Raw genomic sequence first — 22,615 nt, 5'->3', positions numbered from 1 at the left:
TGTTAAAAAACAATAATAAGGAGCTGTTATGCCTTGGATGTATGCCGTTGCCGGTTTACTAGTCGGAGTTATTTTAGGGGTCGCTATTTCTCGTCTCATGACACCTGAATACAAAAAACAAAAGAACGTACAGAAAGAATTGGATAGCGCAAAGTTTGCCCTTGAGCAGCAGCGACAAGAGCTGGCTGATCACTTTGCGAAATCAGCAGAAATGTTGGACACATTAGGTAAAGACTACACAAAACTGTACCAACACATGGAAAAAACAAGCTCAGAGCTGATTCCTAACCTGCCAGAGCAAGATAACCCGTTTGTGAAAACAGCCGCTGCCCATTCGGACAAGCCACAAGAGAAGCCTTCAGTAAAAGAGGCGACACTTGAGGAACAACCGAAAGATTACGCTAATGGCGCAACCGGTTTATTTACAGAGCAGAAGAAAGAAATCATGAATGCTCCCGATGTTGTTACAGCAAAAGCATCGTAAACATTTAACACTTCTGTGAACTTTACAAAGGTTTTTGAGTCATAACTTTCACTCAGGTCATTTGAAACTTATCATACTTATTAAACGTATAAGAGGGTTAAGACCTTAACTAGAGAGGAGTTTATGATGAAAAAACCTTTGCTTGCTTTATCAGTGCTAACTTTAAGCTTAAGTTCAATCATCACCCCCATTAAAGCAACAGCCGCACTGCCATTAAGTGTGGGTAATGAACAATTACCGAGCCTTGCTCCTATGCTTGAACAAGTGACCCCCGCTGTGGTTAGTATTGCCGTAGAAGGCAAACAGGTACAACGTCAGCAAATCCCTGAACAATTTCAATTCTTTTTTGGTCCAGAACAAACACGAGAGCGTCCCTTCCGCGGATTAGGCTCTGGTGTCATCATTGACGCCGAGAAAGGTCATATCGTGACCAATTACCATGTCATTAATGGTGCGGACGATATCAAAGTAAAACTGCATGATGGTCGAGAGTACGATGCTGAGCTAATCGGCGGCGACCAGATGTCTGATATCGCACTGCTAAAATTAGAAGAAGCCAAAAACCTGACCCAGATAAAAGTCGCAGACTCAGACAAACTAAGAGTTGGTGATTTTAGTGTCGCGATCGGTAACCCATTCGGACTTGGGCAAACCGTGACATCCGGTATTGTTTCTGCACTCGGCCGTAGCGGCCTGAATCTAGAAAACTTTGAAAACTTCATTCAAACCGATGCAGCAATCAACAGCGGCAACTCTGGTGGTGCGCTAGTGAACCTTAACGGTGAGCTAATTGGTATCAACACCGCCATTCTTGGCCCTAACGGAGGTAATGTCGGTATCGGCTTTGCAATCCCTTCTAATATGATGACAAACCTGACAGAACAAATTCTCGACTTCGGTGAAGTAAAACGCGGCATGCTTGGCGTTCAAGGCGGAGAAGTGACCTCTGAATTGGCAGAAGCACTCGGTTATGAATCAAGCAAGGGCGCCTTTGTTAGCCAAATCGTCCCTGACAGCGCAGCCGATAAAGCAGGACTGAAAGCGGGCGATATTATTGTCTCTATTAATGGCAAACGCATTGATACCTTCAGCGAGTTAAGAGCTAAGGTCGCAACACTCGGCGCTGGTAAGCAGATTGAACTGGGTGTGGTTCGTGACGGTAAGAGCAAAACCTTTGATGTGACGCTTGGTGAATCCACCAATAATAAAACACAAGCTGAGAAGCTCCATGAAGGACTAGCTGGTGCTGAGTTAACCAACACAACAGAGAGTGACTCTGCAACGGGCGTCAAGGTATCGAATGTTGCTCAAGGTTCACCAGCCGAAGCCTATCAACTCCTGAAAGATGACATCATCATCGGAGTAAACCGCCAGCCCGTTAAGAACCTTGCTGAGTTTAGAGAGATTCTTGAAAAACAACCTGGTGTACTGGCGCTTAATATCCAGCGAGGCGACCGAACTATCTATCTTGTGATTCGATAGTCTTACGTCAGCGCAATTACAGGGAGGCTCAGTAAGTTTGCTTTAAACTTACTCAGTCTCCCTTTTCTTTAGATCAATCAAAATGCTATGCTTCACTTGTAATCAAATCAGTCATCCATTGATGGAGGCTTCACACCTTACTTGTTGAAGAGGGAAACATGCTGTCCTTTCTATTTCGTTCTATTTCCCTTGGACTCGTTTCAGCGGCGCTTATTCTTCTCGCCTTCCCGAGCTTAAGACCAGCGATTGTCGCTGACGTCACTAGCCCTAAAGTCGATAATATTGGCTCTCTTCAGATTTCATTTAACCAAGCAGTTCGCCGCGCGGCGCCTGCAGTGGTTAACATTTATAGCCGTAAATACGCTGAAAGCGATCGAAACAAACTGCTCACACAAGGTTTGGGCTCTGGGGTGATTGTTAGCGAGAAAGGCTACATCATTACCAACTTCCATGTGGTGGCTCAAGCAGACCAAATAGTTGTGGCACTTCAAGATGGCCGAGTAGCAGCTGCGCAACTTGTCGGTTCAGACAAACGCACCGATATCGCGATACTTAGAGTCAGCGGTGATAATCTACCGGTGATCCCACTCAATCCTAATTACAAAGCCAATGTCGGTGATGTTGTACTGGCTATCGGTAACCCATACAACCTAGGTCAAACAACAACCTTTGGTATCATCTCTGCAACCGGCCGTTCTTCGATCAGTGCCGATGGCCATCAAGCCTTTATCCAGACCGATGCGGCAATCAATGAAGGTAACTCAGGTGGCGCACTGGTGAACTCACAAGGTGAGCTAGTCGGTATCAATACCGCCTCTTTCCAGCAAGCTACCGACATGGAAACCTATGGGATCTCATTCGCTATCCCCTATCCGCTTGCTAATAAAATCATGGAAAAGATCATCGCCGATGGTCGTGTGATTCGTGGCTATATTGGTATCGATGGACAAGACATCAACTCAGTCACCTCACGCATGTTGGGTACTAAGAATATCGGCGGGATCGTTGTGTTGGGGATAGACCCTAATGGTCCGGCTGCCGATGCGGGTTTTGAAGCTCAAGACATTATTGTCAGTATCAACGATAACCAAGTAAATGGTCGCCAGAGTGTAATGGACATCGTTACCGACCTGCGACCTGGTACAGTTATCGATGTGGGTATATTGCGCCAAGGTGAAAGCAAAACCTTAAAGGTGACCATCGCCGAAGATACTCGCCTGTAGAGCAAACTCTGTAAGCAATGATTCAAGCTGCTAATACACAAGTACAAAAAACCCAGCTCATAGGCTGGGTTTTCTTTTATCTAAAGATTGTTTCAAGTATCTCTACGATTCACTTTGCTCTTCGATATCGATGCGAGTCACTCGCTGTAGTCCTCTAGGCAGTAGACCACCACGACGACCACGTTCACCACGGAAGTTTTCAAGATCCGCAGGTTTCAAACCAAGCTTACGTTTACCGGCGTAGATAGTCAGCGTCGCATTCTCTGGGATAGCCATAAGATGTGAGACAAACTCTTCACGCTCTTTTGCTTTCGCAGAAGGGATGTTGATGATCTTGTTGCCTTTACCTTTGCTCAGCTGAGGGAGATCTTTAATCGGGAACAACAACATACGACCTTGGTTAGTAATCGCCAGAATCTGATTACTGTCCAAGTCAGCAATAGGGCTTGGCATCATCACTTCAGAAGCTTGTGGCAAGTTAACCAAGGCTTTACCGCTCTTGTTCTTGGACAGCAGATCGCTACCCTTACAAACAAAACCATAACCTGCATCAGAACCGACTAACCATAATTGTTCATTCTCTCCCATCACCACTTGGCGAATAGAAGTACCTGGGCTGACGTTCAAGCGGCCTGTAATTGGCTCACCTTGGCTTCGCGCCGACGGTAATGAATGTGACTCAAGGGAGTAGCTTCGACCATCACTGCCGAGGAACACCGCTTGCTGGTTACTCTTACCCTTAGCACTCGCTAAGAATTTATCACCCGATTTGTAGTTCAAACCTTCAGCGTCAACTTCATGCCCCTTGGCATGACGAATCCAACCTTTCTCAGACAACACAACCGTGATTGGTTCGCTTGGTACTAAGTCGCGCTCTGTTAGCGCTTTCGCTTCAGCGCGCTCAATCAGAGGTGAACGACGATCATCGCCGTATTTATCCGCATCTGCTTGGATTTCTTTCTTGATCAGCGTATTCAAGCGACGCTCTGAACCGAGTAGCTTTTCAAGCTTCTCACGTTCAGCTTCAAGCTCTTCTTGTTCCGCTCGGATTTTAAACTCTTCTAACTTAGCTAAGTTACGAAGTTTAATATCAAGAATCGCATTGGCTTGAATTTCAGAAATGTTGAAACGGCTCATTAGGACAGGACATGGTTCGTCTTCTGTACGAATGATCTCAATCACTTCATCGATATTAAGATAAGCAGCAAGCAAACCTTCTAAGATGTGCAAGCGTGCCAGTACTTTATCTAAACGGTACTGCAAACGACGGCGAACCGTTGTGCGACGGAACTCGATCCACTCTTTCAGGATTTGAACTAAGCCTTTAACTTGAGGACGATTATCTAAACCAATCATGTTCAAGTTAACGCGGAAGTTTTTCTCTAGATCCGTCGACGCGAACAGGTGACTCATCAATTGGTCACAGTCGATACGATTCGAACGAGGAACGACAACGATACGCGTTGGGTTCTCGTGATCCGATTCATCTCGCAAGTCGTCAACCATTGGCAGCTTCTTAGCGCGCATCTGGTTAGCGATTTGCTCAAGTAACTTCGCACCTGACACTTGATGAGGTAAAGCCGTGATAACAATATCAGAGCCTTCCTTGTGCCAAACCGCGCGCATCTTGATGCTGCCACGTCCAGTACGGTAGATCTTTTCGATGTCCGATTTCGGGGAGATAATCTCAGCTTCAGTCGGGTAATCTGGACCTTGAATGAAACCCATCACGTCTGAAAGCTCAGACTTAGGCGTATCAATTAGGTGAATGGCTGCATTAGCGACTTCACGCACGTTGTGTGGTGGAATATCGGTCGCCATACCTACCGCGATACCTGTAATACCGTTAAGTAGGATGTGAGGTAGGCGAGCAGGCAACATTTGAGGCTCTTTCATCGTGCCATCAAAGTTTGGTTGCCAGTCAACAGTGCCTTGACCTAGTTCACCTAGAAGAACCTCAGCAAACTTAGATAATTTGGCTTCGGTATAACGCATCGCAGCGAACGATTTCGGATCATCAGGAGCACCCCAGTTACCTTGACCATCTACCAATGGGTAGCGGTAAGAGAAAGGCTGCGCCATCAATACCATCGCTTCGTAACAAGCAGAGTCTCCATGTGGGTGATACTTACCTAATACGTCACCAACGGTACGTGCTGATTTTTTGTATTTCGATGCAGCCGATAAGCCTAGCTCAGACATCGCGTAGATAATACGACGCTGTACTGGCTTCAAGCCATCACCGATATACGGCAATGCACGATCCATGATCACGTACATTGAGTAATTTAAGTAGGCATCTTCGGTGAACTTGCGCATTGGCAGCTGTTCAACGCCATCATATGTAATTTCGTTAGACATCCATTATACCTCGGCCATATCACCGTTAGTCTGTAGCCATGTACGGCGATCATCTGCACGTTTCTTACCAAGCAGCATGTCCATCATCTCGTTGGTTGCTTCGCTGTCATCAATCGTTAACTGCACAAGGCGACGAGTGTTTGGATCCATGGTGGTTTCACGCAACTGAAGTGGGTTCATTTCACCCAGACCTTTGAATCGTTGCACGTTGATCTTGGCTTTCTTCTGCGATAGTCGCTCAAGCACACCGTCTTTCTCTGCGTCATCGAGTGCGTAGAACACTTCTTTACCGCAATCGATACGATACAGAGGAGGCATTGCCACATAGATATGACCCGCTTCAACTAATGCATGGAAATGGCGAGTAAACAAAGCACACAGCAGTGTCGCGATATGAAGACCATCCGAGTCCGCATCGGCAAGGATACAGATCTTACCGTAACGCAGGCCGGATAAATCATCGTTGTCCGGGTCGATGCCTAGAGCCACCGAGATGTCGTGCACTTCTTGCGAAGCCAATACTTGGTCTGCTGACACTTCCCATGTATTTAGGATCTTACCGCGAAGTGGCATAACTGCTTGGAACTCACGATCACGTGCTTGTTTAGCAGAACCACCCGCCGAGTCCCCTTCCACGAAGAAGATTTCGGTACGGCTTAAGTCTTGAACTGAACAGTCAGTTAGCTTACCCGGCAGTGCTGGGCCTGAAGCGATTTTCTTACGCACAACCTTTTTGCTTGCGCGCATACGGCGGTGGGCATTCGCAATACAAGCTTCTGCTAGCTGTTCTGCCAGTTGTGGCTTTTCGTTCAACCACAGGCTAAACGCATCTTTTACCACACCAGACACAAACGCAGCAGTTTGACGTGAAGACAAGCGCTCTTTTGTTTGACCAGCAAACTGCGGATCTTGCATCTTCACCGACAGTACGTACGAACAGCGATCGAAGATATCGTCGCCCGTTAGCTTAACGCCACGCGGCAGCAAATTACGGAATTCACAGAACTCACGCATTGCATCAAGAAGACCTTGGCGAAGACCGTTTACGTGTGTACCACCTTGTTTAGTCGGTACTAAGTTCACGTAACTTTCGGTGATCATGTCGCCGCCTTCTGGCTGCCAGATGATCGCCCAGTTTGCCATTTCTGTTTCAGCAACGAATTCGCCAACATACGGTTCTTCAGGCAGCAAGGTGTAACCTTTCACGCCTTCGGCAAGGTAGTCTTTTAGACCATCTTCATAGAACCATTTATGCTCTTCACCACCGACTTTGTCGATAAAGGTAATTTCTAAACCTGGGCAAAGCACTGCTTTTGCACGTAGGTTGTTAATCAGACGAAGTGTCGAGAATTTAGGGCTATCGAAGTACTTAGGATCAGGCCAGAAATGTACTGATGTACCACTGTTACGATGACCACAAGTGCCCGTCACAGTAAGCTCTGTTACTGCATGACCGCCTTCAAGTGCGATCTCGTGAACCTGACCTTCTCGGCGTACGGTCACTTCAACACGTTTTGACAGCGCGTTTACAACCGAGATACCTACACCGTGCAGACCACCAGAGAACTTATAGTTGTTATTCGAGAATTTACCGCCAGAGTGGAGCTTAGTTAAAATCAGCTCAACACCTGAGATCCCTTTTTCAGGGTGGATATCGACAGGCATACCACGGCCGTCATCGGTAACTTCTAACGATTGGTCTGCATGAAGTACCACTTTGATCTTCTTAGCGTGTCCCGCTAGTGCTTCATCGACCGAGTTATCAATGACTTCTTGGGCAAGGTGGTTAGGTCTTTCTGTCTCGGTATACATTCCCGGGCGGTGTCGCACAGGGTCGAGACCTTCAAGTACCTCGAGGTCTTTTGCATTATATTGTTCAGTCATAATACGGAGTTTACTCAAAAAGTTTGCGTCAGTTCGCTGGCTCCAGTTTCACTAAAGCAGAATCATTACTATGAACCGTCATAGTAGAGCGAACGAGCGAAGTATTGGGGAATATAGTCTGGAAGCTGAGTAATGATGTCAAGCTAGTTCAAAAACTAAGACATCAAACTATGATATTTCACCATTGATAGATGAAATAACAGGCAAACAAGAGAAAATCACTTGGTTGGTGGAACAGATTAAAGATTTAGAAAGGTGATGATTTGTTGTGGGTAGCGTTCAAAATCAACAAAGCTATGATCCCCGCCCTCTTCTACTGTCTGTGTTGCACCTTGGTACTTCTCTACCGCTTGTCGGTAATCCAGAACTTCGTCTTCCGTTTGCTGAAGTAACCAGAAGTCGCTCGGCTTAGCGATAGCCGAAACCTCTAACGCCTTCAGTTCATCAATATGTTTTGTTTCCAGTACATATCGTTCATCTGTGTATGGGTTTACTTGTTCACCTAAATAGTCAGCAAGAAGCTCATACGGCTTCACTGCTGGGTTTACAACCACCGCTTTAAAACCATAGTGGCTATTCAGCCATGTTGAAAGATAGCCACCCAGCGAGCTACCGACCAACGCTATTTGATATTGCTCTTTGTATTGCTCCACCAGCTGCTGTAAATGAAGTGCCGCTTGTTGAGGGAAACTCGGCAGTTGAGGGGTTACGACTTTAATATCAGCGCGATGCTCCGCACAGTAATCTGCCATCACATTCGCTTTATGAGAACGTGATGAGCTGTTAAATCCGTGAATATAGAGAAGCAGCGATGGCTTATTAGCTTGTTGATTAGAGCCTAGCATCAATAACCGCCTTCATTAGTAACCAGCAGCCTTAAAATCAGGCAAGAACTGCCCATGAGGCAGACGACGAACTTGCGTGCTAACGGTACCGTCTTGATGTAATTCAATCTCTCTCCAGCCCGGAGACAAAGTATCAACCGCGAAGTCATCTGAGTTAGGTTTGAATTGCACACAAGTCGACGGTGTTGCCATGACTTGTACACCATGATGATCTCGGTTCATGTCTTGATGAACGTGACCACACAGTACGGCTTTAACATTGGTGTGCTGTTGAACCACATCCCAAAATTGATCGGCGTCTTTTAGGTTATGTTGATCTAACCATGCGCTGCCAACCAACAATGGATGGTGGTGCAATAGAACCAAGGTATTACGTTCAGGGAACTCCGTCAGCTTCTGTTCTAATAGGTCAAGCTGTTGATCGCTGAGGCGACCATGAGGCACACCAACCACCTGCGAGTCTAGCATCACCATCTGCCAGTTATCGCCTAGCAAGACATGCTCAACACACTGTATTTGTGGTGATGGTAAAACACTGCCCATATTAGGCTTAAAGTCATGGTTCCCTGGCAGCCAATAGCATGGCTTTTCCAAAGGCTGAATCCCTGACTCAAATTTCTGGTACGACTCAGCACTGTGATCTTGAGATATATCACCGGTTGCTAAAATCGCTTGATAGTCAAAGCCCTGACTAACAATGCCATCGACTACAGCACGAAAGCTATCTTGAGTGTTGATGCTTAATAAGCTGCCATTGCTCGGCGCAAATAAATGCGTGTCCGTTAGCTGCACAAGCTTAATAGTGCTCTCATCAAATTTTGAAGTGTGTGATAATTCCAAAATAACAAATCCAGATACGTTACTGTTTAGACTTTAAAAGTGTTGATAAATAGGCTCAATTAAAAGGCAATTGGGGTTCGGCTGATACCCGTTTTTAAACAAAACGTTAACCATTCCCCAAGAAATTTATTCAATTGAAATTTCTCGTCCTTTTGCAGAAGCTTAGTGTTGGGGTAGTCATATTTCGCTTTGACTCGCGAAAAATCCCCGCTAGCGCACACTTCTGCAACTCGAGCGTCGTGATATAGCCTGACAGACATTTTTGGCAAAGGAAACACTGGCATCGCATCACTCTGACATATATCTATTAATGTGGTGTATTTTGTGACCTCATTCACTGTCAATTGATACACCATATTAACGGCTTGGTAACAGCGAACGTCACCAACCTCATGCCCAACCGGTAACAAAGCGTTCAGTTTGGCATAGTTAGTCTCGTAAACTCGCATCAATTCAGCAAGATCAACATGATACGGTTTTTTGACCGCGATATTTGGCATGACGTTAATCTATCCACTCTGACTGTAATTCTTGGTAGTTCAATTGTAGCCACTGTAGCGCAATGATCGTGGCTCCATTTTCAAATACACCATCTTTTACCAACTGATAAGCCGCTTCGCGACTCATCACTTGTACACGAATGTCTTCACCTTCGTAGTCCAATCCGTGTACCCCTTTGGCTGTCGTTGCATCAACACAGCCAACAAAGACGTCGAGCTTTTCAGAGCAACCACCAGATGAAGGATAATACGAAGTAATAGGCAATACAGATCCGACTTCGACTCCGGCTTCTTCCATTGCTTCACGACGAGCGACGTCTTGTGGCGATTCGTCCGTATCAATGATCCCAGCAACAATTTCGTATTGCCATGGGTTCTCATGCTCTAGGGCTCCGACACGGATCTGTTCGACGATCACCACTTCATCACGCACAGGATCATAAGGTAGCAAAGCGGCAGCATGTCCACGCTCAAACATCTCACGCTCTATTGGTTGGCTCCAGCCTCCCTCAAATAGTCTATGTTTAAATGTGTACTTGACCATTTTGAAAAAACCACGAAACAGCGTCTCTTTTGAGACTATTTCCACATCTTGCGGAGTAAACTCATGTCGTTGATTGTCATACTGTTGCATTTGGTACCTCACTAAGTGATCTTTATAGTTTACTCATTGTCCGAGTTAACTACCAAGGATAAGGTTCAACTTTTTATATAAAATTTATAATTAAAGTTAAGCTTTAAAAAATAAATATTGCACAAGTGGACAGTTAACTGTAAAAAAGTGCAAAGTTTCGAGTAAATTACCACCAAACTGGGTTAAACTCTTCTAAAGAAAATTCCATAAAAGGCAGGAATAGGAAAATGAAAAAACTGCTTCCACTATTTATCAGTGCAGCAATTGGCAGCCTGAGTTCGTCAGCTTTTGCTGATACGCTAGCTGAAGTTTACGACCAAGCAAAACAGAACGATCCACAACTTCTTCGTTCAGCAGCGCAGCGCGATGCCGCTTTTGAAGCAGTAACGTCAAGTCGTAGCTCTTTGTTACCGCAAATCAACCTAACAGCAAACTACGACATTAATCGTGGTGATCGAGATACATCAGGTGTTGGTAATTCAAGCATTGATAACAACACTTGGGGAGCTGCTATCGGCTTCAGCCAAGAGCTTTACCAGCGTTCTTCATGGATCACACTAGATACGGCAGAGAAAACCGCTCGTCAATCTGATTCAGCTTACGCGGCAGAACAACAAGCCTTGATCCTTCGTGTTGCGACAGCATACTTCGAAGTGCTTCGCGCTCAAGATAACCTAGAATTTGTTCGTGCAGAGAAAGCAGCGGTTGCTCGTCAACTAGAGCAAACTAAGCAACGTTTTGAAGTAGGTCTTTCAGCAATCACCGATGTACATGATGCGCAAGCTCAGTACGATGGTGTTTTGGCTGATGAAGTTCTTGCAGAGAACGACCTAACGAATAGCTACGAAGGTCTTCGTGAGATTACAGGTCAGGAACACTCTAACCTAAGCATCCTAGATACTGATCGTTTCTCAGCAAGCAAATCTTCTGAGTCTGCAGTTGCACTTGTTGAACAAGCAGAACAAAAGAACCTTAGCTTATTGGCTGCACGTATCTCTCAAGACGTAGCAAAAGACAACATCTCTCTAGCAAGCTCTGGTCACCTACCAAGCTTAACCCTAGATGGTAGCTACGCTGTTTCAGATCAATCAAACAGCACCCAAGATTACGACCAAGACAACCTAAACATTGGTTTGAACTTAGTTGTACCTCTATACACGGGTGGTAACACAACTTCATTGACTAAACAGGCTGAATACAACTACGTTGCAGCAAGTGAAGATCTAGAAGCAACTTACCGTAGCGTTGTAAAAGACGTACGTGCATTCAACAACAACATCAGCGCTTCGATCGGTGCTCTACGCGCTTACGAACAGTCTGTAGTTTCTGCTCAGTCTGCTCTAGAAGCAACAGAAGCTGGTTTTGATGTAGGTACTCGTACTATCGTTGACGTACTAGATTCGACTCGTCGTCTATATGATGCGAACAAAAACCTTTCAGATGCTCGTTACAACTACATCCTAAGTGTACTTCAGCTTCGTCAAGCAGTTGGTACGCTAAGCGAACAAGACATTGTTGATGTAAACGCAGGTCTAAAAGTAGCAAGTAAGTAACTCTTAATTACTCAAGTTACCGTTACAAAAATGCCGCTCATTGAGCGGCATTTTTATTATCGATTAAAGCGAGATTTACTGCCTAACTAAAAGCTTAACGCCAAAAACTAAAAACTAAAAACTAGCCTCGACCACCTTTAATCGCTTTAATGATTTCAGTGGTAGAGCAACCATCTTCAAAGTTAAGTACTTTCACTTCACCACCAGCAGCAATCACTTCCGCACCACCAGCAATCTCTTCAGGCTTGTAATCACCACCTTTCACAAGAATGCTTGGCAGTACCTCAGAGATTAAACGTTGAGGGGTATCTTCAGAGAATGGCACAACCCAATCAACTGCACCTAAGCCAGCCAATACCGCCATACGACGATCAGTTGGGTTCACAGGGCGACCAGGGCCTTTCAAGCGTTTCACTGATTCATCGGTATTTACCGCAACGATCAAACGATCGCCCAGCTCAGCCGCGTGATTCATGTAAGAAACATGACCAGCATGTAGAATATCAAAGCAGCCATTGGTCATAACTACCTTCTCGCCTTTCGCACGAGCACGCTTCACCGCTTCAACCAGTGCCGCTTCTGAGATCACACCGTAGTCTGTGTCTTGACTGCCGTGAATCGCTTCAGCTAGCTCTATCGTGGATAACGTTGACGTACCTAGCTTACCAACAACGACACCAGCTGCAGCGTTCGCTAATGCACACGCCTCATCCAATGGCTTACCAGCTGCAACAGACGCAGCCAGTACTGAGATAACCGTATCACCAGCACCAGTTACGTCGTACACTTCTTTCGCTTGGGTTGGCAAGTGGAATGGTGCCTGACCTTTACGTAATAAAGTCATACCATTTTCACTGCGAGTCACCAATAGAGCTTCAAAGTCATACTTCTCGATCAAGGCAATACCCTTCTCGATAAGATCTTCTTCTGATTTCACTTTACCTGCAACCAGCTCAAACTCTGCCATGTTTGGTGTAAGTAATGTCGCACCACGGTAGCGCTCTAAATCCGCGCCTTTGGGATCGATGAATACAGGAACATTGGCTGCGCGTGCTTTTTGAATGAAGCTCTGTACATGCTCTAATGCACCTTTCGCGTAATCTGACAAGATAACCGAACGCACATTTGGTAGGGCTTGCTCCATGCGAGACAGAATAAGCTCTGGGTTGGTGTTTTCGAATTTGTCTTCAAAATCCAAGCGAATCAACTGCTGACCACGGCTCATCACTCGTAGTTTGGTGATGGTTGGATAGTCTTCTAACTCAACGAAATCACACTTAACCTTCAGAGCACCTAAAGTGCTTTTCAACACCTCAGCAGGCTCATCTTTACCAGTCAAACCAACAACATGAGCATGCCCACCAAGAGAGGCAATGTTCATTGCTACGTTGGCAGCACCACCAGGACGCTCTTCGTTATTTTCTACTTTCACAACGGGGACTGGTGCTTCTGGTGAAATACGGCCAGTTGGGCCATACCAGTAACGGTCAAGCATTACGTCACCGACAATAAGAACACCTGATTGGCTGTAGTCAGGTAGAATTGGTTTCATTGTTGAGCTCCAAAAATCGAATCTGGCTAGAGTCTAGCACACTGATTACAGTGGCTAAACTACAGATAAATGAGTAAAAGCCTATCAAGATAAACATAGCACTCGCTACGCTATGACTGAATTATGCTTCCATCCACTGCTTCCATGCCTGAACAACATGTTCTCTTTCCATTTCGAACTTTTCAATCGCCACATCCGCATCAAGGTTAAGTAGATTACGGTGGTGGATTTCATCCCTTAATGTGGTGTACGCATTGGTCAATGCCATACCTTGTTGCTCGTCCATTATCCCTTGCGACAACAAGCTTTCAAAGATTCTCACATTGTCACACCAACGAGTAAGCTTAGGTTTCTCGTTGCTGTATCTCAGCACTAAGTATTGCGCCAAGAACTCAATATCAGTAATACCGCCCGCATCTTGTTTAAGCATGAATCGATCGGCTTTTTTACCGCCTAAATGGCCACGCATTTTTTCACGCATATCCACAACTGACTTTTTGAGTGTTGCCTCATCTCGTGGCAAGCACAAAACCTCATGCCTAGTTTTGTTAAACGCAGATACCAATAAGTCATCACCGTAAATCATACGAGCACGAGTGAGGGCCTGGTGCTCCCATGTCCACGCGTCATTGTGCTGATACTCGTCAAAGGCATCGGTTGGACTCACCAATAGACCAGATGCACCAGAAGGGCGTAGGCGAGTATCGACTTCGTACAAAATGCCAGAAGCAGTTCTGGTCGAGAAAATATGAATAATACGCTGCGCTAATCTTAAGTAGAATTGGCGTCCATCGATCTCTTTCTTTCCATCAGTATAGATGTGTACCGGGCAGTCGTGCATGAACACGATATCAAGATCGGAGTTATAACCAAGCTCCCAACCACCGACTTTGCCATAACCAACGACAGCAAAACCGCGACCTTCGCGATCTTTAACATGGGTCGGTTCACCAAACTTGGCGGATACTTGTAACCAAGCTTGATTGACCCCCGCCTCCACAATGGCTTCTGCTAAGTAGGTCAGGTGATCACTGACCTTCATGACAGGTAGAGCACCCGCAATATCCGCGGCTGCAATTCTCAATATACAGGTCTGCTTAAACTGACGCAGACCTTCCATCTGTTGCTCCATATCATCTTCAGGGATACGGGCTAGATAATCACGCAACTCGGTCTTGTAAGACTCTAAAGGCACGGGATTGTAGAGTTGCTGAGGGTCGATAAGTTCATCTAACAGAATTGGATAACGACCCAACTGCTCCGAAATCATCGGGCTTGCCGTACACAGGCGAACTAGCTGAGTCAACGCGGCAGGGTGTTCATCTAGTAGTTCAAGGTAAGTGGTACGCGTAACGATTTTATGCAGCAGATGCAGTACTCGCGACAAACCAAACTCGGCATCCTTAGCGGTGTACAGCGCTTGAAACACTTTCGGCATCAGTCGATTGAGGACTTCCCGCCCACGAGGGCCAAGAGTCTTTTTAGCCAAATCGGCTTTAAACTGAATGATCGTTTTCGCCGCATCAGGCGGGCTCGCGACCGCAATGTCGTGTTCCAACACGTGCTCAATTACATCGGGTTTATGGGCCATATCCCACAACTCGCTAAAGTGGCTCGCGATCGGATTAGCGTCATCTTCATCAACGCCAATTAGGTCTTCGAACACGGTATGTACATTCGCCATATGGGCGCGAGTTGCCACAATCAAGCTATCCCAATCGGAAAATTGCATGGCAACCGCAAGCTGCAGTTGTTCGAATTCACCGTCAGGTAAGGTTTGAGTTTGCTTATCAGCCATGGCTTGTAACAGGTTCTCAAGGCGACGCAAAAACAGATAAGCTTCACGTAGGTGCCCCACCTCTTCAGACTCTAGCAGATGAAGGGATTCAATCGCACTTAAGGTTTCGAGTAACCCTCGACCGCGTAAGCTAGGCTCGCGTCCACCACGAATCAATTGGAAGACTTGTGCGATAAACTCAACTTCACGAATACCACCAGAGCCAAGCTTGATGTTGTTCGAGAGACCACGACGACGCACTTCGCTGCTGATCATAGACTTCATTCGGCGCAGAGATTGAATCGCACTAAAATCAATATAACGGCGGAACACAAACGGGCGTAGCATTTGGCGAAGCTCTTGATACTCAGGGTACATCTCACTGCCCATCACACGCGCTTTGACCATAGCGTAGCGTTCCCAATCGCGACCTTGTTCTTGATAGTAATCTTCTAGCGCAGCGTAACTCATGACCAGTGGACCACTCTCACCGAATGGACGCAGGCGCATGTCTACTCGATAACAGAATCCATCGAAGGTTTGCTGATCAAGCGCCTTAATAATACGTTGCCCGAGACGTGTAAAGAACTGCGCATTGGCAATGCTGCGTCTTGCACCTTGGGTTTCACCATTCTCTGGGTAGGTGAAGATCAGATCGATATCGGAAGAGAAGTTAAGCTCACCGCCCCCTAGCTTGCCCATACCAATGATCAACATCGGCTGTGCTTCGCCTTGTTCATTACAAGGTGTGCCCCACTCTTTACAACAAATATCGTACTGCCATTGGTAGGTTTCGAAGATCATCGCCTCAGCCAACATCGATAGATGATTTAGGCTCTGCTCTAGCTCCCACGAACCCATAAAATCACGCCAAGCAATGTAGGTCATTTCTCGATTTCGGAATTGACGCAGCACGCGCTGACCGCTCATTTCATCGGTGCAACCAGAAAGTAATTCAGCCAAGCGTTCTCGGTATCCTTCAGCACGTTCTTCGTATGCCAACATATCAGGTAAGTCACCGCATAAAACCGTATCACGCTGTAGGCAATCTCCAACAAAACAGCTTAAACCGAGTACACGTTTAAGATCTTCAGTCAGTGGCTCAGACCAAGTATTGATGGCTTCACTTTGATGCTCTAATAATTGCTCAAAAGCAGACTGGGAGTGAGTGATGAGTTGAGAAGGCAATGGCATGTTTCTTCCTTGTATAAGCTGCGCGCCGAACAATCGGTTTATCGATTCAGTTCTTCAATAACGAGTTTTCATAACTAAAGATAAGTTATACCAAAGTTACGCCAATAAAAAACGCCCACATTAGCAATGTGGGCGTTTTATCGATTAACTTATCTGGTTGAGCTTACAACCGAGAAACAGTCTCTGGGAATTAGCCTTTGACGGATGAAGATTGGGTGCTGAGGACTAAACCTTAAATTGCTTAATCTTACCGTCGAGTTCTTGCGCGTTACTTTCCATAAGCTGAGAGGTCTCGAGCAGTTCACCAACCACCACAACTGAAGCTTCAACAAGCTCGCGTACATTGGTCAGGTTGACGCTCATCTCTTCAGCAACACTGCTCTGTTGGCCTGCAGCGGTCGCGATCTGGAAGTTCATATCATTGATTTGATTGACTTGGCTTACAATGCCGTCAAGCTCACTTCCCGCGTTAGTCACCAGATCAACACCTTCAGCCGCTTCAACAACACTCTTCTCCATCAGTTCTACCGCAGAGTTAGCGCTGCTTTGTAGATGACTGATCATGTCTTGAATCTCTACCGTCGCTTGCTGAGTGCGCTGTGCAAGGTTACGAACCTCATCAGCAACAACCGCAAAACCACGACCCGCTTCACCGGCACGTGCCGCTTCAATTGCAGCGTTCAATGCTAGTAGGTTTGTCTGTTCTGAAATGCCTTGGATAGTACCAACCACACTGCCAATTGAGTCAACGCGTTCTTCTACTTGGTTTACCGCTGCTGCAGATGCTGCGATATCTGAAGATAGCTCACTCATCTTAGACACTGATCCTTGAACGAACTTCTGACCAGTAAGAGCTTGGCCTGATGCCTGTTCAGTCAATGACGAAGCGCTTTGCGCATGCTCAGCGACAGTTTGCACCGTCGACGTCATCTCACTCATTGCTGTTGCCAGTTGATCGATCTCGTTGAACTCTTCTTGAGCTGACTCCTTGGTTTCAGACATGCTGATGGTCATCACTTCCGTCAGAGCAAACAGCTCATCAGAAGAGGCCACCTGAGTTTTGATCATGTCGTTCAGTTGGACGCGAGTTTTTTCAAGTTCGCGTGCCACATCGCCGTATTCATCTTTACAGTCCATTTGAATCGGCACTGAAAAGTTCTTATCTGCCATGGTTTTAATGGCGTCATTAAGGTATTGAGTCTGGCGCAGCATAACGCGCGCCGCTGCTAACAGAAGAACCACAAACACAATGATCATCAAGGCTGTTTGCCAAGCCACTTGAACTAGGTAAGTCTCGTAATGCTGTTGTGCGACTTGCGCATTGTTCGTTACAGCAAGCAATGAATCGTAAAACGCACTTGCGTCCCATAGCTGCTTCGAAATGATCAAGATAGTGCTGAATATCATCAACATGACCATTTTTGGAACGAGACGAACGTCAGAGATTACCCTTTCCCACGGCTTGAATGACAGTTTAGTCATTGTCAGTTCTCCATTAATTCTTATATATTGATGGCTTCTATATCCGCGAGTTGGCTATGTCAGTCAAAGTTCGCGATTTATTTTGAGCCTCGTATGAATGTTGAATAATACCAAAGACGCCACCAAGCCGATGAGCTTATTGTCACTGATTCTCTCTTTCTTAGCGTTATTTGTGATCTCAGGCTTATTGTTCGTACCGATCGATAAAGAATCGAAACAAGTCCTTATCGGCCTCGATTTTATAATCTGTAGTGTTTTTCTTTTTCAGCTCACAATTGATCTATTTAGATCACAAAACAAAAAAGAATTTCTAAAAGTACACTGGATCGATTTCTTAGCAAGTATCCCAATGATCGAGCCTCTTCGTTTCGCCCGTATTTTTCAAATTCTGCGAGTCATCTTAGTTCTGCGTTCAAGTAAACGTATTTTCAGAGAGTTATTTCGTAATAGGAAAGAGACCACTTTCGCTTCCATCATTCTGCTTTTGGTGATCTTACTGACTATCGGTGCTGGCACGATCCTGCTATTGGAACACAAAGATCCGAACGCCAACATCACTACAGGTCATGATGCTTTATGGTGGGCGTTTGTGACCATCAGTACTGTGGGTTATGGCGACCATTACCCAGTGACAACTTCCGGTCAGTTAGTGGCTTCAATGGTGATCATCTGTGGTGTCGGTGTGTTTGGTATGATTTCAGGCTTGATTACTTCTTTGATCACCTCCCCAACTCATCATGAGAATCAACGAGCGGAAAACAAAGAGAAACACCTTGAGAAGATCATCGAGCAGCAACAGAAAATCTTAGAGCGACTCGAAAAACTTGAGCAACAAACAAAAAAATAGGGCCCGAGCCCTATTTTCAAATTCATACTTCTATTGATACAGGTATCGAGTTTAGTCTTGCCAGTATGGCTCAACCTCAACACTGATTTGGCGTGTCTGTTCCATCGCATGCAGAATGGACACTTCTTGACGAGCTAACCAACGCTCTAGCTGAAGCTTCTCATCGCCTTCCAGCTTCTCAGTCAAAGGCTCTAATGTTTTAAGTGCCAGCAAGTCATCAATGCCTTGCACCATATCGGCCCATGGCAAGCGGAAGCTGTTTCGTTCATCGTCATCATACAAACTCGCGAAACCAACGCCAGAATACAGATTACGCATCAAACGGTATTGCTGATCAATATACGCTTGGCTAGTCATCACTCGCTCTGGCGGGAAAGCTTCCATCAAATCGGCCCATGTGCGATCGAGTTGCTGCACGGAAAACCATTCGATACCACGAGCCATTTGCTCACGTGCTTTTTCATCTAAGAAAGGTTGCCAGCCACGAGACAAGATCCAACGGCTCAGATCTAATAATAACCCAGTGTATCGAGCAGAGCTCAGCAAGGTAAGCAGATCTTCACGATCTGGCAGTTGCTCTTGCATCTCTTTAAGCTCAGCGACTAAGAACTTACGCGCATCGAGTTTACGCAGCACGTGTCCTTTATCTTCCAGCAAGTCTTCGAAGTGATCATAGCTTTTCAGCCAGTCGAGCTCTTGCTCAAGCCACTTCAACTCTTGACGTAAAATAGCACTCGCACGTCTAGGGACAATGCCACCATAAATGGTGAAAGTCTGGCGGATAAAACTCAGCGAGTGACTGATCTCGTGTAGCGCTTCAATCGATTGGCGCTCAGTGAAAATCTGCTCGTGATAGTGCCAATGAGCGAGAGCATGCTCTAAAGATTGAATGAAACACGATTCAACGGTATCACTTTTGTCAGTATCAACTAAGGTCAAAGGAGTGACTTCATCTCCTTGATAACCTTGAGCAAGACGGTAACCCTTAGCTGCTTTGCTTAGGTTACCCAAACGCATGCCACCTTGTTCGCAGAATTGGCGAGACAATGTAAATAGCGCATCCGTTTGACCGGATTTAAGTTCCAATTCAACTTCGCAAATCGGTTCTTGTAGATCGCCTGATTCAACGAAGCCTTGATCAAATGCGACCTCGACTTGGCTACCATCAGGCATACCAATCAACCACTGCTCACGCGTGAAGTTGGTAGAGAACAGAGGAGTCAGCTCAGCTTGCAACGTTTCGATGTCTTTACCCGCTGGCCAGATATCCTCTGGGTGCAGGGCTAGCTTAGGTTCGTTGCTGTCGTGTTCTGCATTGTATTCAGGCCTTTGATGCAGGCCAGCAACCACACGACCAGCAGTCTTTACGGTTTGTACAAATACGTCATCAAAGCGTCGAATGCGTAAGCCTGTATCGTGCTTACGTAGCCAGTTGTCAGCGGTGTCAAAGTAGATGTTACCTAGCTCACGACAACTGTGCTGAAGTACTTTAGTTTCAGCAATTTTATTGCGTAAAGTCTCTGAAAATTCAGGAGAAACAAAAAACTTCAGTTCTATCTCGGTTTCCATAGTTATACCTTTCTGTGAAGATAGGGACAGGATATTGCCAATTTGAAAAGTCGGCAAGTCAGAAATATCGCCCTTATGATGATCTAAAACAGTTTTAATGAGAGATTGATTAGGTTAACATGCGCGACTTTGTAGCCATCGCTTAACATTTCACCATGAATATGGTGTATGTTGTTTTAAGGTTATTATTTATTAGGTTGGATGACCATGCCAGTAAATACAATTATGGGGTTATTTGCAAAGTCCCCAATTAAACCTTTGCAGCGTCACGTAGTATGCGTGAACGAATGTTGTTCTCACCTAGTTAATTTCTTTGAAGTTTCTTCAAAAGGTGACTGGGAAAAAGCATCAGAAATTCGAGCTCAAATTTCTCACCTTGAGAAAGAAGCTGACGTACTAAAACGTGAAATTCGCCTTAAACTTCCTCGTGGTTTGTTTATGCCAGTTGATCGCACCGATATGTTGGAGCTATTAACGCAACAAGACAAACTCGCAAACCTAGCGAAAGACATTGCTGGCCGTGTATATGGTCGTCAACTTGTCATTCCTGCTCCTATGCAAGAAAACTTCATCGCTTACGTTAAACGTTGTCTAGATGCAGCGAACCAAGCACAAAACGTAATCAATGAATTAGACGAATTACTTGAGACTGGCTTTAAAGGCCGTGAAGTAACACTCGTTGCCGAAATGATTCATCAATTAGATGTAATTGAAGATGACACGGATGCGATGCAGATCGAACTACGCCAACAACTAATGGCAATTGAAGGCGATCTGAATCCAGTTGATATCATGTTCTTATACAAAATTCTTGAATGGGTTGGTGGTATTGCAGATCAAGCACAGCGTGTAGGCGCTCGTCTTGAAGTAATGCTTTCTCGATCTTAAATCATACGTTAACCATATAACGAAGAGCATTTTTTGAACAAACCACTTATGCGCTGAGTATTCCTCTCGCTGAGCGGTTTTTTGCGTCTAAATTTGTTCCGCTTGTTATCAAACAACTAGGTATTACGATGGATATCCTTGCTAACTACGGCACTGTCCTGATTATTGTTGCAGCAGCTTTCGGTTTCTTGATGGCTATTGGTATTGGTGCAAATGACGTTGCGAACGCAATGGGCACCTCTGTAGGCTCTAAAGCTTTAACCGTTAAACAAGCGATCATTATCGCAATGATCTTTGAATTCGCAGGTGCTTACCTTGCGGGCGGCGAAGTAACAGACACGATCCGTAAAGGTGTTATCGAAACGTCTCTATTCGCTCATCAACCAGATGTACTTGTGTACGGCATGATGTCAGCACTTCTTGCTGCGGGTACATGGCTACTTCTCGCTTCTTACATGGGCTGGCCGGTTTCTACGACTCACTCAATCATCGGTGCAATCATCGGCTTCGCTTGTGTGTCTGTAGGTACTGAAGCGGTAGACTGGAACAGCGTTCAAGGCATTGTGGGCAGTTGGATTATCACACCGGTTATTTCCGGTTTCTTCGCTTACGTCATATTTGTAAGTGCTCAACGACTGATTTTTGATACAGAGAACCCGCTATTTAACGCGAAACGCTTTGTACCGGTATACATGTTCATTACAACAATGGTAATTGCACTTGTAACCATCAAGAAAGGCCTTAAGCACGTTGGTCTTCACCTAAGCAACACTGAAGCATGGGTTTGGGCTGCTGGCGTTTCTGCGCTTGTAATGATCGGCGGTTACCTATACATCCAGAAGAAATTCGCTAACCGCGAAGAAGACCACGGCTTTGCAGGTGTTGAAGGCATCTTCTCTGTACTCATGGTTATCACAGCTTGTGCGATGGCATTTGCACACGGTTCAAACGACGTTGCGAACGCGATTGGTCCACTGTCTGCTGTTGTATCAACCGTTGAGCACATGGGTGAAATCACAGGTAAGAGTACTATCGCATGGTGGATTCTTCCTCTAGGTGGATTCGGTATCGTTGTTGGTCTTGCAACAATGGGTCATAAAGTAATGGCAACCGTTGGTACTGGTATTACAGAACTAACACCAAGCCGTGGCTTTGCTGCACAACTTGCAACTGCATGTACGGTTGTACTAGCTTCAGGTACTGGCCTTCCAATCTCTACTACACAAACACTCGTTGGTGCTGTTTTAGGTGTTGGTTTTGCTCGTGGTATCGCAGCACTAAACTTAGGCGTTGTACGTAATATCGTGGCTTCTTGGATTGTGACACTACCTGCAGGTGCTCTACTTGCTGTTGTGTTCTTCTACGGAATTCAAGCTGCGTTTACTATGTAATCGCGACTGCGTTAGTGAATACTAGCGTCAGAACAGTGTGAGCTTCAGTAACGATATGTAAATGCCATGTCATTATTGACTCAAACGCACAGAAAGGGAGGCTTTGCCT

At 45.6% G+C, this 22,615-nt stretch carries 17 protein-coding genes; 7 read left to right on the top strand and 10 right to left on the bottom strand.

The window, feature by feature from the left end:
* Nucleotides 1–28: 28 nt before the first annotated feature.
* The 3 genes from zapG (at nucleotide 29) to degS (ending at nucleotide 3,189) form a co-directional block, all read left to right on the top strand.
* Nucleotides 29–484, top strand: coding sequence for a Z-ring associated protein ZapG (gene zapG / locus AB4384_RS12100; protein ID WP_017061432.1), 456 nt, complete (start codon nucleotides 29–31; stop codon nucleotides 482–484).
* A gap of 126 nt (nucleotides 485–610) precedes the next feature.
* On the top strand, nucleotides 611–1,966 hold the full coding sequence (locus tag AB4384_RS12095; protein ID WP_017061431.1) for a Do family serine endopeptidase: 1,356 nt from the start codon (nucleotides 611–613) through the stop codon (nucleotides 1,964–1,966).
* A 158-nt stretch (nucleotides 1,967–2,124) separates the two neighbouring features.
* Nucleotides 2,125–3,189, top strand: a complete 1,065-nt coding sequence (gene degS, locus AB4384_RS12090) for an outer membrane-stress sensor serine endopeptidase DegS (RefSeq protein WP_017061430.1) — start codon at nucleotides 2,125–2,127, stop codon at nucleotides 3,187–3,189.
* A 102-nt stretch (nucleotides 3,190–3,291) separates the two neighbouring features.
* On the opposite strand, the gene parC is transcribed toward degS, so the two are convergent.
* The 6 genes from parC to nudF all read right to left on the bottom strand — a co-directional run bounded on the left by parC (nucleotide 3,292) and on the right by nudF (nucleotide 10,253).
* A complete protein-coding gene (parC, locus tag AB4384_RS12085; protein ID WP_017067236.1) occupies nucleotides 3,292–5,550 on the bottom strand; it encodes a DNA topoisomerase IV subunit A in 2,259 nt (752 codons plus the stop codon).
* Between the two features lie 3 nt (nucleotides 5,551–5,553).
* Nucleotides 5,554–7,434, bottom strand: coding sequence for a DNA topoisomerase IV subunit B (gene parE, locus AB4384_RS12080; protein WP_017061428.1), 1,881 nt, complete (start codon nucleotides 7,432–7,434; stop codon nucleotides 5,554–5,556).
* A 239-nt stretch (nucleotides 7,435–7,673) separates the two neighbouring features.
* Complete coding sequence (gene yqiA, locus AB4384_RS12075) at nucleotides 7,674–8,279, bottom strand: esterase YqiA (RefSeq protein WP_102319687.1); 606 nt, start codon at nucleotides 8,277–8,279, stop codon at nucleotides 7,674–7,676.
* A gap of 15 nt (nucleotides 8,280–8,294) precedes the next feature.
* Complete coding sequence (cpdA, locus tag AB4384_RS12070) at nucleotides 8,295–9,119, bottom strand: 3',5'-cyclic-AMP phosphodiesterase (protein ID WP_017061426.1); 825 nt, start codon at nucleotides 9,117–9,119, stop codon at nucleotides 8,295–8,297.
* A 59-nt stretch (nucleotides 9,120–9,178) separates the two neighbouring features.
* Nucleotides 9,179–9,619, bottom strand: coding sequence for a DUF1249 family protein (locus AB4384_RS12065; RefSeq protein WP_008222561.1), 441 nt, complete (start codon nucleotides 9,617–9,619; stop codon nucleotides 9,179–9,181).
* Nucleotides 9,620–9,623: 4 nt separating this feature from the next.
* Nucleotides 9,624–10,253 carry an ADP-ribose diphosphatase gene (nudF, locus tag AB4384_RS12060; protein ID WP_017061425.1) on the bottom strand — a complete coding sequence of 210 codons (630 nt, stop codon included), beginning with the start codon at nucleotides 10,251–10,253 and terminating at the stop codon, nucleotides 9,624–9,626.
* Nucleotides 10,254–10,480: 227 nt separating this feature from the next.
* Between nudF and tolC the strand changes: the two genes are divergently transcribed.
* Nucleotides 10,481–11,806, top strand: a complete 1,326-nt coding sequence (gene tolC / locus AB4384_RS12055; protein ID WP_017061424.1) for an outer membrane channel protein TolC — start codon at nucleotides 10,481–10,483, stop codon at nucleotides 11,804–11,806.
* 121 nt (nucleotides 11,807–11,927) lie between these two features.
* Here tolC and hldE read toward each other — a convergent pair whose 3' ends face one another.
* The 3 genes from hldE to AB4384_RS12040 all read right to left on the bottom strand — a co-directional run bounded on the left by hldE (nucleotide 11,928) and on the right by AB4384_RS12040 (nucleotide 17,811).
* The gene (gene hldE, locus AB4384_RS12050) at nucleotides 11,928–13,358 is read right to left on the bottom strand and encodes a bifunctional D-glycero-beta-D-manno-heptose-7-phosphate kinase/D-glycero-beta-D-manno-heptose 1-phosphate adenylyltransferase HldE (RefSeq protein WP_017069485.1); all 1,431 of its coding nucleotides are present in this window, start codon (nucleotides 13,356–13,358) and stop codon (nucleotides 11,928–11,930) included.
* A gap of 121 nt (nucleotides 13,359–13,479) precedes the next feature.
* Nucleotides 13,480–16,329 (bottom strand): bifunctional [glutamate--ammonia ligase]-adenylyl-L-tyrosine phosphorylase/[glutamate--ammonia-ligase] adenylyltransferase, encoded by a 2,850-nt coding sequence (gene glnE / locus AB4384_RS12045; protein ID WP_102321459.1) that lies wholly within the window; start codon nucleotides 16,327–16,329, stop codon nucleotides 13,480–13,482.
* A 225-nt stretch (nucleotides 16,330–16,554) separates the two neighbouring features.
* Nucleotides 16,555–17,811, bottom strand: coding sequence for a methyl-accepting chemotaxis protein (locus AB4384_RS12040; protein ID WP_372129611.1), 1,257 nt, complete (start codon nucleotides 17,809–17,811; stop codon nucleotides 16,555–16,557).
* 97 nt (nucleotides 17,812–17,908) lie between these two features.
* Between AB4384_RS12040 and AB4384_RS12035 the strand changes: the two genes are divergently transcribed.
* Nucleotides 17,909–18,658: a potassium channel family protein gene (locus tag AB4384_RS12035; RefSeq protein WP_102321461.1), complete on the top strand. Its 750-nt coding sequence runs from the start codon at nucleotides 17,909–17,911 to the stop codon at nucleotides 18,656–18,658.
* Nucleotides 18,659–18,709: 51 nt separating this feature from the next.
* Here AB4384_RS12035 and AB4384_RS12030 read toward each other — a convergent pair whose 3' ends face one another.
* The gene (locus AB4384_RS12030) at nucleotides 18,710–20,227 is read right to left on the bottom strand and encodes a CYTH domain-containing protein (RefSeq protein WP_372129610.1); all 1,518 of its coding nucleotides are present in this window, start codon (nucleotides 20,225–20,227) and stop codon (nucleotides 18,710–18,712) included.
* Between the two features lie 207 nt (nucleotides 20,228–20,434).
* Between AB4384_RS12030 and AB4384_RS12025 the strand changes: the two genes are divergently transcribed.
* Together AB4384_RS12025 and AB4384_RS12020 are read left to right on the top strand one after the other, a co-directional pair.
* The gene (locus AB4384_RS12025; protein ID WP_010434644.1) at nucleotides 20,435–21,115 is read left to right on the top strand and encodes a TIGR00153 family protein; all 681 of its coding nucleotides are present in this window, start codon (nucleotides 20,435–20,437) and stop codon (nucleotides 21,113–21,115) included.
* 128 nt (nucleotides 21,116–21,243) lie between these two features.
* On the top strand, nucleotides 21,244–22,506 hold the full coding sequence (locus AB4384_RS12020) for an inorganic phosphate transporter (protein WP_017062916.1): 1,263 nt from the start codon (nucleotides 21,244–21,246) through the stop codon (nucleotides 22,504–22,506).
* Nucleotides 22,507–22,615: the final 109 nt, after the last annotated feature.

It is taken from the genome of Vibrio sp. 10N.261.51.A4 (assembly GCF_041471945.1).
Taxonomy (GTDB): Bacteria; Pseudomonadota; Gammaproteobacteria; order Enterobacterales; family Vibrionaceae; genus Vibrio; species Vibrio crassostreae_C.
Note: the sequence above shows the minus strand (reverse complement) of the source record. Positions and strands in the feature narration are given on the sequence as shown.

Coding starts and splice junctions, on each gene's coding strand:
- AB4384_RS12025 (WP_010434644.1), top strand. CDS start 20,435: ATGCCAGTAAATACAATTATGGGGTTATTTGCAAAGTCCCCAATTAAA.
- yqiA (WP_102319687.1), bottom strand. CDS start 8,279: ATGCTAGGCTCTAATCAACAAGCTAATAAGCCATCGCTGCTTCTCTAT.
- nudF (WP_017061425.1), bottom strand. CDS start 10,253: ATGCAACAGTATGACAATCAACGACATGAGTTTACTCCGCAAGATGTG.
- AB4384_RS12040 (WP_372129611.1), bottom strand. CDS start 17,811: ATGACTAAACTGTCATTCAAGCCGTGGGAAAGGGTAATCTCTGACGTT.
- zapG (WP_017061432.1), top strand. CDS start 29: ATGCCTTGGATGTATGCCGTTGCCGGTTTACTAGTCGGAGTTATTTTA.
- parE (WP_017061428.1), bottom strand. CDS start 7,434: ATGACTGAACAATATAATGCAAAAGACCTCGAGGTACTTGAAGGTCTC.
- AB4384_RS12095 (WP_017061431.1), top strand. CDS start 611: ATGAAAAAACCTTTGCTTGCTTTATCAGTGCTAACTTTAAGCTTAAGT.
- parC (WP_017067236.1), bottom strand. CDS start 5,550: ATGTCTAACGAAATTACATATGATGGCGTTGAACAGCTGCCAATGCGC.
- AB4384_RS12035 (WP_102321461.1), top strand. CDS start 17,909: ATGTTGAATAATACCAAAGACGCCACCAAGCCGATGAGCTTATTGTCA.
- glnE (WP_102321459.1), bottom strand. CDS start 16,329: ATGCCATTGCCTTCTCAACTCATCACTCACTCCCAGTCTGCTTTTGAG.
- tolC (WP_017061424.1), top strand. CDS start 10,481: ATGAAAAAACTGCTTCCACTATTTATCAGTGCAGCAATTGGCAGCCTG.
- AB4384_RS12020 (WP_017062916.1), top strand. CDS start 21,244: ATGGATATCCTTGCTAACTACGGCACTGTCCTGATTATTGTTGCAGCA.
- AB4384_RS12030 (WP_372129610.1), bottom strand. CDS start 20,227: ATGGAAACCGAGATAGAACTGAAGTTTTTTGTTTCTCCTGAATTTTCA.
- hldE (WP_017069485.1), bottom strand. CDS start 13,358: ATGAAACCAATTCTACCTGACTACAGCCAATCAGGTGTTCTTATTGTC.
- degS (WP_017061430.1), top strand. CDS start 2,125: ATGCTGTCCTTTCTATTTCGTTCTATTTCCCTTGGACTCGTTTCAGCG.
- AB4384_RS12065 (WP_008222561.1), bottom strand. CDS start 9,619: ATGCCAAATATCGCGGTCAAAAAACCGTATCATGTTGATCTTGCTGAA.